This window comes from Janthinobacterium sp. Ant5-2-1 (genome assembly GCF_001445815.1).
Classification (GTDB): Bacteria; Pseudomonadota; Gammaproteobacteria; order Burkholderiales; family Burkholderiaceae_D; genus Janthinobacterium; species Janthinobacterium lividum_E.
Genome location: NZ_LNCE01000098.1, coordinates 1 through 9061, shown reverse-complemented (window position 1 = coordinate 9061; position 9061 = coordinate 1). Strand labels below are relative to the sequence as shown.

Below are 9061 nucleotides of genomic sequence, written 5' to 3'. Positions count from 1 at the left end.
GGCCGCTCTGGCCGGTACAGCTGTGGCGGGCGTGGCATGGCAGCGCCTGGAGCTGGCGCAGCAGCTGGGGGAGGGCGCATCAGGCGTGATTTACCGTGCCCGCCTCGATGGCGTCGATGATGTTGCCGTCAAAGTATTCAAGGGGGCCATGACCAGCGACGGCTTGCCGCGCAGCGAGATGGCCGCCTGCGTCGGCGCCGGTGCGCACGTGAGCCTGATCCCCATCCTCGGGACGCTCGATGCGCATCCGCAAGGGGCGCTGGGGCTTGTCATGCCGCTCATCGACGCTGCTTTCCGCAACCTGGCAGGGCCGCCGAGCCTGGCATCGTGCACGCGCGACGTGTATGCCGATGGCGAATGCTTTGAGGCACCGCAAGCGCTGGCCATTGCCCACGGCATCGCCTCGGCCGTGTGGCAGCTGCATGCGCACGGCATCGTGCATGGCGACTTGTATGCGCACAACATCCTGCATGCGGACGCTGGCGCCTGCCTGCTGGGCGACTTTGGCGCCGCTTCCATGTTTGCGCCCGGCTCGCCGCAAGGAGACTTGCTGCAGGGTATAGAGGCGCGCGCTTTTGGCGTGCTGCTGGGCGAGTTGATCGCGCACTGCGCGACGTCCTTGCCCGCCTTGGAGGCCATGATGGATGCTTGCCTGCAGGAAGAAATATTGCGGCGGCCCAAGTTCGACGCGATCGAACGGGCATTGCGGGATATGCTCCCCGTATAAAAAAATGGCGCAACCTTCGCAGGCTGCGCCATTTTTATGTCAGGCTGACAAGGTTCAGCTTGCTACCAGGATTTCTTTTTCCGGCAGGGCAATCTGGTTGTCGACGCTGAACTGGTAATCCTTGAAGACGTGTTCGGCCGTCAGGATCTGGTATTCGCCATTCTCCAGCTTGTGCGTGGTGTCCTTCAGGCGATACGTGTAATGGCCGCAGGTCCAGCAGTTGAAGTTGCGCATGTGCGTGCACAGGCAGGTCTTGTCCATCACGACGACGGTTTTTTGTTCCGGATGGGCTGCCACTTCGCGGTTGTACGAGTTGATGTACGCGCAGTTGCCCGTCGCGTCGAGCAGGTAGCCATACGATTCGCAGCCTGGACGGATGCCGGCGCCGATGGCGGGCGTGTTCTTCAGCATGCGCATCGGGTAGCCCGTCGGCGAGACGCCATTGACGATGATGTCTTCTTCCGAGGCCTTGTAGTACTCCTGCTTGACCTTGTTTGGCAAGCCGCATTCCTTGGTGACGGTAAAGCGCGTCGCCACTTGCACGCCAGCCGCGCCCGCTTCCAGGAAGGAAACGGCGTCGCTGCCCGTGAAGATGCCGCCAGCGGCGATCAGCGGGATATCCAGCTGCTCGGCCTTCAGGTAGGCCAGCAGTTCCGCCGTGATCGTGTGCAGGTCGTAATTGGCCCAGTCCATGCCAAAACCCAGGTGGCCGCCGGCCAATGGCCCCTCGACGATGATGAAGTCAGGCAAGCGGTCCAGCTTGGCATTCTTGCGCAGGAAAATCTGCAAGGCGCGCACGGACGAGACGATGATGCCCAGCTTGGCATCGCGGAAACGCGGATGGTCGGCCATCAGGGCAAACGAGCCGAAGTGCAAGCCGGCGGACAGGGTAATGCCGTCGATGCCGGCGTCCAGCGCCGCGTTCAGGCGCACGCGCAAGGTTTCGCGGGGGCCGTTCATGGTCAGCTTTTCCATGCAATTGACGAAGATCAAGCCATCGCCTTTTTTTGCTTCCATGGTGCGGCCGATATGCAGACGCTGCGCTTCCGCCAGACGGCCCAGGTCGAACTGCACCACGGCCTTGTCGCTGTTATTGATGTTGAACTTGTACAGTTTCGTCTTGTCTTTGACGAAGGTGGTGTCGAAACGGCGATCCGACACGTCTTCCACCATGGCATCGGAGATATGGCCGATACCGTTCAGCCGGGCCGCTTCCAGGGCCAGCTCCGACGTGGAAATATCCACACCCATTCCGCCTATCATGATGGGCACATATTCTTTTTTGCCAAATCGCAGGCGGAAATCATCAACACGTTTCATTGCTATCCTTAGACTACCGTGGTTATCACTGAGCCAGATGTACGGTCAAGCCCGCCGCCGGTCAGGCGCGCGGGCGCATGTAGCTGTGCGCAGCTTCAATTCTACCCCAAGCGGGCAAGCGCTCCGAGGCAGCTTGCCGCCATGCCGGTGCAAGCGCAGGCCGCAGCGTGCGCTTGATCGAAATTAATCGCGGAAATTGTTAAATTCCAGCGGCATGTCGGGTACGTCCTTGCGCAGCATGGCCATGGCCGCTTGCAGGTCGTCGCGTTTGGCGCCCGTGACGCGTACGGCTTCGCCCTGGATGCTCGCTTGCACTTTCATCTTGCTGTCCTTGATGACGCGCACGATTTTCTTCGCATCATCCGATTCGATGCCATTCTTGATCTTGATGATCTGCTTGACCTTGTCGCCGCCGATCTTCTTGATGTCGCCTTCGTCGAGGAAGCGCACATCGACCTTGCGTTTGGTCAATTTGTTGGTCAGTACGTCGCGCACCTGGCTGAGCTGGAATTCCGAATCCGCAAACGCGGTCAATTCGTTTTCCTTGTGTTCGACGCGGGCGTCGCTGCCCTTGAAGTCGAAGCGCGTCGTGATTTCCTTGTTGGATTGCTCGACGGCATTCTTGACTTCGATCATATCGGCTTCGGAGACTACATCAAATGACGGCATGGTCTGTTCCTTTCGTGTTAGAGCGAGCGCGCTGCTGGCGCGCCGGGCGCGCGCATTCTTTGCAAAATGGCACAGCCCCGTTAAAGATGCGACATTTTAACGGACAACGGACGGCCTGCCCTTGTCTTGCGCTGGTTTTTTGTCGGTTTCACTCTATAATCGAGCAAAATAATCGCTATCCCATGTCTGCAGAGCTCACCATCGAACACAATTACTCCCTCCAGCGCCTGAATACCTTCGGCATCACGGCCAACGCGGCCGCCTACGTACGCATCACTTCGCAGGCCGAATTGCACGCGGCGTTGCAAGACCCCGCCTTGTCCGCCATGCCGCGCCTGATACTGGGCGGCGGCAGCAACATCGTGCTCACGGGCGACTTTCCCGGCGCCGTGCTGCACATGGCCACGCGCGGCATGCGCCTGGCGCAGGCGGACTTCGAGACCATACTCGTCACGGCCGCGGCCGGCGAAAACTGGCACGATTTCGTGCAGTGGACCCTGGCGCAAGGCGTGGGCGGACTGGAAAACCTGTCACTGATCCCGGGCACGGTAGGCGCCGCGCCTATCCAGAATATCGGCGCGTATGGCGTGGAAATCAAGGATTATCTGCATAGCGTGAGCGTCATGCATAGCGCCAGCGGCATCGTTTTCGACATGGACCGCGATGCTTGCCGCTTCGCCTACCGCGACAGCATCTTCAAACAGTCGGACGGACGCGAACTGATCGTGCTGGAAGTGACGTTTGCCTTGCCGGCCGAATGGCAGCCGAACTTGCGCTATGCGGAACTGGCGCAGGCCGTGGCCGAGCGTAATCTTGCCGAGCCGACGCCGCAACAGGTGGCCGACACGGTGATGGCGATCCGCCGGCGCAAATTGCCGGACCCGGCCTTGATCGGCAATGCGGGCAGTTTCTTCAAGAATCCCGTGGTGTCGCGTGAACAGTGTGCTGCCTTGCTGGAACGTTTTCCTGCCTTGATGCACCATGCGCAGCCCGATGGCACGGAAAAGCTGGCGGCCGGCTGGTTGATCGATCAGTGTGGCTGGAAGGGGAAAAACCTGGGGCCCGCGGGAGTGTATCCCAAGCAGGCGCTGGTTCTGGTGAATAATGGCGGCGCTCGTGGCGCGGACATTACCCGGCTGGCGGAAGCGATACAGGATGATGTAGAGGCGAAATATGGCGTGCGCCTGTCGCCCGAGCCTGTGTTCGTCTAATTAACCGAAGTGGCAGACGTAATCCACGGTCTCGACGGTTTCAATATCAAAATAGCTATTGCCCGGGATACTGAATTCCTGGCCCGCGCCATAGCTGTTCCATTCTGTCGCGTCAGCCAGGCGTACCTTGCACAAGCCGCCGACGATTTCCATGATTTCCGGCGCGCCCGTGTTGAAGCGCAACGATGAGGCGAAAATCACACCGACGCTTTTCTTCGTGCCATCGGCCAGGATGACGTTGTGCGAGACGCATTTGCCGTCAAAGTAAATATTCGACTTCTTGACGACGCTGACATTGTCCAGTTGTGTGCTCATGCTTCACTTTCCTTGCTGTTAAAAATCAGTCGCGGACGTCATTGGCGCTCAGCACGCTATTGCGTCCGCCGCGCTTGGCTGCGTACAGGGCCTGGTCGGCGCGGTTGATCAGTTGCTCGATCGTCGATTCCGGCGACGGCACGACGGTGGCCACGCCGATCGAGATGGTGACGATGCCCTTGCTTGCCGCCGGGTTCTCGATTTGCAAGCCTTCCAGATGGCGCCGGCATGCTTCGGCGATCATCAGCGCGCCGGCCGCTTCCGTTTCCGGCAGGATCAGGGCGAACTCTTCGCCACCGTAACGGGCGGCCAGGTCGGCCGGGCGTTTCAAATGTTCCGTCAGCACGGCGGCGACCTTTTTCAGGCCCAGGTCGCCCGCCAGGTGGCCAAAGTGGTCGTTATAGCTTTTAAAATGGTCGATATCGCAGAACAGCAGGCTCAGCGGCGTCTTGTCGCGCTGGCCCCGCTGCCATTCGAATTGCAGGGTTTCATCGAAGCGACGCCGGTTGGCGATGCCCGTCAAGCCATCGAGGGCGGCCAGTTTCTGTAATTCAATATTCGCGTCCGCCAGGTTCTTTTGGCTTTCGCGCAGGAAACGAAAAGCCTGGTCGCGCTGCAAGCGGCTGATGTGCGCACTGGAATGGTAGCGTATGCGCGCCAGCAGTTCCAGGCGGTCCGGCAGTTTCACCACATAATCGTTGGCGCCGACGGCAAAGCTGTGGGCCTTCAGTTTCGGGTCGTCCTTGGCCGACATCACGATCACGGGCACGTGCGCGAGCGCCTCGTTTTCGCGGTACAGCTTGATCAAGGCGAAGCCGTCGATGCCCGGCATCACCAGGTCTTGCAGGATGACGGTCGGTTGCAAACGCAGTGCCGTGTCCAGCGCCTGCGTGGCGTCGGTCACGTAATGAAATTCGATATCCTGCTGGTCGCTGAGCATGCGCCGGACTGCCTCGGCAATGATCAACTGGTCGTCCACCAGCAGCACGCTGACCTTGAATTCGGTCAATGCGGGCTCATGCTGGGTGAAGCTGGAGGAGAATTCTGGCATTGCATTCTTTTCAGATGTTAGGGGAGGGCTCCCACCCATTGTTGAGCTTGGCGCCCAGGCGGCTGCGCAGGCTGGCGCCTATTCTATCCAATGGCAGGATTTGCTGCGCCGCATCGAGTTCGGCTGCCGCGCGCGGCATGCCGTACACGGCACTGCTGGCCTGGTCTTGCGCAATCGTCGTCTTGCCCGCGCGGCGCATGGCCAGCAAGCCATCGCCACCGTCGCGCCCCATGCCTGTGAGCAATACACCGATGGCGTCGCCGCGCCAGTGCTGTGCCACGCAATTGAAAAAGACATCGACGGACGGGCGGTAAACATAGTCGCGTGGTGCTGCATCGTAACCCAAACGATAATTTTGATCTAGCAGCAGGTGATCGTTGGTCTTGGCAATCAGTACCGTGCCCGACACCAGTTCGTCGCCTTCGGCGATCACGCGCACGGGCATGCTGAGCTGGTCATCGAGCCATTTGGCGAAGTGCGAGGCAAAGGTTTCATCGATGTGCTGCACCACGACGATGGCGCAGCCGGGCGGCGCCGTCCAGCCTGACAACACCTTGGCCACGGCTGACGGTCCGCCCGTTGAGGCGCCGATGGCCACCAGGGTACTGACCTGGCCGTCGCCCCGATCGCCGCCATTGGCTGGCGCCTGGCGCGGCGGCGGTGGTTCGGCGCTGTGGCGTATCAGCTTGCCGATGGTCTTGATCTTGGCCAGCAGCTCGCTGTCGCCGCCCACTTCCCCCTGCAGCACGGGCGTGGCTGTGACGTCGAGCGCGCCGGCGCCCAAGGCGCGGAAGACCTGGTTGACATTGTCTTGCGGGCGGCCCGTGACGACCAGGATGGCGCAAGGGCTTTGCTCCATGATCAGGCGCGTCGCTTCCACGCCATCCATCTCCGGCATGTTCAGGTCCATCAGGATCAGGTCGGGACGGTTGCCCTCGCACATGCGCACGGCTTCGAGTCCCGTGCGGGCGATCCACAGCACCTGGTGTTCCTGCGTACTGGCGACCACCCGGCGCAGGGCCTCGGCGGCCATGGCGACATCGTTGGCAATGGCAATTTTCATGAATGACAGCTCATAAGCGGGCATCTCCTATCAGGTCGGCCACCGCGTCGAGCAAGGTCTCGTCGTGGAAGCTGCCTTTGGTCAAATAATAGTCGGCGCCGGCGGACAGGCCGCGCGCGCGGTCTTCCGGACGGTCCTTGTACGACACGATCATCACCGGCAGCTTGTGCAGGTGCAGGTCCTTCTTGATCAGCGAAACGAGTTCGATGCCATCCATGCGCGGCATGTCCACGTCGGTGATCACCAGATCATATTCTCCGCTGCGCACGACGTTCCAGCCGTCGATGCCGTCGATGGCCACGTCGACCTCGAAGCCGCGCGCCAGCAGCAGCTTGCGCTCCATCTCGCGCACCGTCAGCGAATCGTCGACGACGAGGATGCGCTTGGCGCGGCGCTGCTGCGCGTGGCCCGCCTGCGCCAGCTGGTGCAGGCCGCCCTCGTGCAGCAGCTTGTCGATCGACAGCAGCAAATCGGGCACGTCGAGGATCAGCACAGGTTCGCCGTCGTCGAGCAGGGCGGCGGCGGAAATGTCGCGCATCTTGCCGAAGATCGGGTCGATGGCTTGCACGGCCAGGCTTTGCTCGCCGCGGATGGCGTCGACCACCAGCGCATAGCTTTGCTTGCCGCGCCCGATCACCACCACGGGCAAATCGTCGGCCTGGCTGGCCGCCTCGCCCAGCTCCAGCACCTGCGCCGCCGACACCAGGCCCAGATGCTCGCCCTTGAGTTCAAAGAACTGCTTGTTTTCCAGGGTATGGATGGCCGCCTGCGGCACGCGCACCACGCTTTCCACCTTGACGATGGGGATGGCGTAGGCTTCGCCGTGCACGTCGACCACCAGCGCGCGCACGATCGACTGCGTCAGCGGCAGGGTGATCAGGGCGCGGAAACCGCGGCCCGGTTCCGACTCCAGGCGCACGGTGCCGTTTTGCTGGCGTATCGTCTCATGCACGATGTCGAGGCCCACGCCGCGTCCGGACAATTGATTGGCCGTCGCTTTCAGACTGAAGGCGGGCAGGAACAGGAATTCCAGCAGCTCGCCCGGCGACAGCGCCGCGGCCATGGCGGGGCTGGCCATCTTGCGCTCGATGACGGACTGGCGGATTTTTTCCAGGTCGACGCCGCGTCCATCGTCGCTGATCTCGATGCTCAGCATGCCGGCGCGGTGGCGCGCCTCCATGCGTATCGTGCCCAGCGCTTCCTTGCCCGCGTCGATGCGCTCGTACGGGCCTTCCATGCCATGGTCGATGGCATTCCGAAGCATGTGGTTCAGCGGGCTTTCGATCTTCGCCAGGATGTCGCGGTCGACCAGGGTATCTTCGCCTTCGATCTCCAGCTGCACTTCCTTGCCCAGGCTGCGCGCCAGGTCGCGCACCATGCGCGGGAATGCGTGGATGCCGTCGCGGAACGGGCGCATGCGCAGGGCCAGCACTTCGTCAACCATGCCTTGCGAGACAGCCAGCAAGCGCCGTTCATAGGTTTCGATGTCGGCGATGTGCTCGAGCATGAACTGCTTCAGGGGCTGCGTCTTTTGCAGCGCCAGCAAGGACTTTTCCATCAGGCCCGGGTCGGCCGAGCGGGCAATGGCTTCGTGCAGGTGCTCGATGGCGGAAAACAGGCTGCTCTGGTTGCGCTTGAAGCGCTGCAGGGCGCCGACGAACGGGTGCATCTGGTGCGCATTGATGCGCGATTCGCTGGCCAGCGACAGCAGTTTGTCGAAGTTTTGCGCCTGGGCCTTGGCTGGCGCACCTGTACTGGTCGCCGTACGCGGCGCGGGAGCGGCCGCTTCCGGTTCATCCCCCGCCAGGCCGCTGGCGACGGGAACTTGCGGCTCGGACGCTTCCCGCACCGGAGCCGGCGCAGGCACGGGCGCGGGCGCCGAGGGCAGGGCCGGCAATTCGGGCAGGTCGGCGATACCGGCGATGGCATTCAGGGTCTGGTCGATCTGCGTCGCATTGGCGGCCAGCCACGCTTCGGCGCCCGCGTCGTCCAGGCGCGACAGCTGCACGATCAGGTCGACGCCCGACAGCAGCACGTCGACCCGCTCCGGCGTGAGTTTCAATCTGCCGTGCTGGGCGGCGACAAAGCTGTCTTCCATGCCGTGCGCCAGCTGCACCACCACTTGCAGGCCGACGATGGCGGCGGCGCCCTTGATCGAGTGCGCCGCGCGCATCATCGCCTCGACGGCGGCCGCGTCGCCCGCATGGCGCTCCATGGCCAGCAAGCCGTCGGTGAGAATCTGGGTCTGGCTGTCCGCTTCCATGCGGAACAGGTCCAGCATGGAAAAGGCACTCAGGTCGCCGTGCTGGTCCTGGCTCATCGTAATAGTCTCGCAAGTTGGAAGCCGATCAGCGCCGTGTCGAGGCAGCCGATGCGCATGTCGCCCTCGGTGATCACGCCCGACAGAAAGCGCGACAGGCCCTTGTTGATGGTGGCCGCCGGCGCCTGCACGGCACCCGACGCGTAGCGCACGATGCCGTGCAGGTCGGCCACGGGCAGGGCGTAGGCCTGCTCTTCCCAGCGCATCAGCAGCAGGCGCGCAAACGTGTGGCGGCCCTTGGCTGGCGGCGCTCCCTGTTCGTCGATGCCCAGCAAACTGGCCAGCGACATGCACGGATACAGCTTGCCGCCGATATTGACGATGCCCGCCAAGCCGCCCCCGCCGCGGTGCGGCAGCGCGTGCGGCTTGGCCTGCGGCGCCCCGG

Annotated in this window: 9 protein-coding genes; 2 read left to right on the top strand and 7 right to left on the bottom strand. The window is 62.5% G+C overall.

What is annotated here, in order from left to right; all coding sequences use genetic code 11:
- Positions 1–727, top strand: a 727-nt coding sequence (locus ASN89_RS24425) for a protein kinase (protein ID WP_152988675.1), incomplete at its 5' end; no start/stop codon positions are given.
- Positions 728–781: 54 nt separating this feature from the next.
- Here ASN89_RS24425 and ASN89_RS24420 read toward each other — a convergent pair.
- Positions 782–2047, bottom strand: coding sequence for a nitronate monooxygenase (locus ASN89_RS24420; RefSeq protein ID WP_046682270.1), 1266 nt, complete (start codon positions 2045–2047; stop codon positions 782–784).
- Between the two features lie 183 nt (positions 2048–2230).
- The gene (locus tag ASN89_RS24415) at positions 2231–2716 is read right to left on the bottom strand and encodes a YajQ family cyclic di-GMP-binding protein (RefSeq protein ID WP_034759416.1); all 486 of its coding nucleotides are present in this window, start codon (positions 2714–2716) and stop codon (positions 2231–2233) included.
- A 182-nt stretch (positions 2717–2898) separates the two neighbouring features.
- Here ASN89_RS24415 and murB point away from each other — a divergent pair, with 182 nt between their 5' ends.
- The gene (gene murB / locus ASN89_RS24410) at positions 2899–3927 is read left to right on the top strand and encodes a UDP-N-acetylmuramate dehydrogenase (protein ID WP_058051078.1); all 1029 of its coding nucleotides are present in this window, start codon (positions 2899–2901) and stop codon (positions 3925–3927) included.
- Here the strand turns inward: murB and ASN89_RS24405 are convergent, their stop codons facing one another.
- The 5 genes from ASN89_RS24405 to ASN89_RS24385 form a co-directional block, all read right to left on the bottom strand.
- The gene (locus ASN89_RS24405; RefSeq protein ID WP_046682272.1) at positions 3928–4242 is read right to left on the bottom strand and encodes a pyrimidine/purine nucleoside phosphorylase; all 315 of its coding nucleotides are present in this window, start codon (positions 4240–4242) and stop codon (positions 3928–3930) included.
- 25 nt (positions 4243–4267) lie between these two features.
- Positions 4268–5293 (bottom strand): diguanylate cyclase, encoded by a 1026-nt coding sequence (locus ASN89_RS24400; protein WP_046682273.1) that lies wholly within the window; start codon positions 5291–5293, stop codon positions 4268–4270.
- A gap of 10 nt (positions 5294–5303) precedes the next feature.
- Positions 5304–6356 carry a chemotaxis response regulator protein-glutamate methylesterase gene (locus ASN89_RS24395; RefSeq protein WP_058051077.1) on the bottom strand — a complete coding sequence of 351 codons (1053 nt, stop codon included), beginning with the start codon at positions 6354–6356 and terminating at the stop codon, positions 5304–5306.
- Positions 6357–6366: 10 nt separating this feature from the next.
- Positions 6367–8676, bottom strand: coding sequence for a hybrid sensor histidine kinase/response regulator (locus tag ASN89_RS24390; RefSeq protein ID WP_058051076.1), 2310 nt, complete (start codon positions 8674–8676; stop codon positions 6367–6369).
- Positions 8673–9061, bottom strand: a 389-nt coding sequence (locus ASN89_RS24385) for a chemotaxis protein CheW (RefSeq protein ID WP_200969124.1), incomplete at its 5' end; no start/stop codon positions are given. The genes ASN89_RS24390 and ASN89_RS24385, both read right to left, overlap by 4 nt.